A 529-nucleotide genomic window follows, 5' to 3' on the forward strand; every position below is an offset into this window, starting at 1 on the left:
CATGCTTGAGATCCTCACTGAGCGCACCTACCGCCACCTGTTCCTCGCGCAGGTCGTGGCACTGCTCGGCACGGGGCTGGCCACGGTGGCGCTCGGGCTACTCGCCTACGATCTCGCCGGGGATGGGGCTGCGATGGTCCTGGGCACGGTCTTCACGATCAAGATGGTGGCCTATGTGGGCATCGCGCCCATCGCCGGGGCCTTTGCCGACAAGGTAAACCGCCGCGCGCTTCTCGTGGGGCTCGATCTGGTGCGCGCAGCCGCGGCGCTCTGCCTGCCCTTCGTGACAGAGGTCTGGCAGGTCTACGCCCTGATCTTCCTACTGCAATCGGCCTCGGCGGCCTTCACGCCGACCTTCCAGGCGACGATCCCCGACGTGCTGCCCCAGGAGGCGCGCTACACTCGCGCGCTGTCTCTGTCGCGTCTGGCCTATGACCTCGAGAACATCGTCAGCCCGATGCTGGCCGGGCTCCTGCTGGCGGTGGTGAGCTACAATTCCCTCTTCCTTGGAACGGTGGTGGGGTTTGCA

1 protein-coding gene is annotated in these 529 nt (G+C 66.4%); it reads left to right on the plus strand.

Going from position 1 to position 529, the window contains the following annotated elements; all coding sequences use genetic code 11:
• Window position 1: 1 nt before the first annotated feature.
• The coding region (locus tag ACH107_RS33425) for an MFS transporter (RefSeq protein ID WP_412509874.1) at window positions 2-529 on the plus strand (528 nt) is incomplete at its 3' end.

The sequence above is a fragment of the Roseovarius halophilus (ex Wu et al. 2025) genome (genome assembly GCF_047086965.1).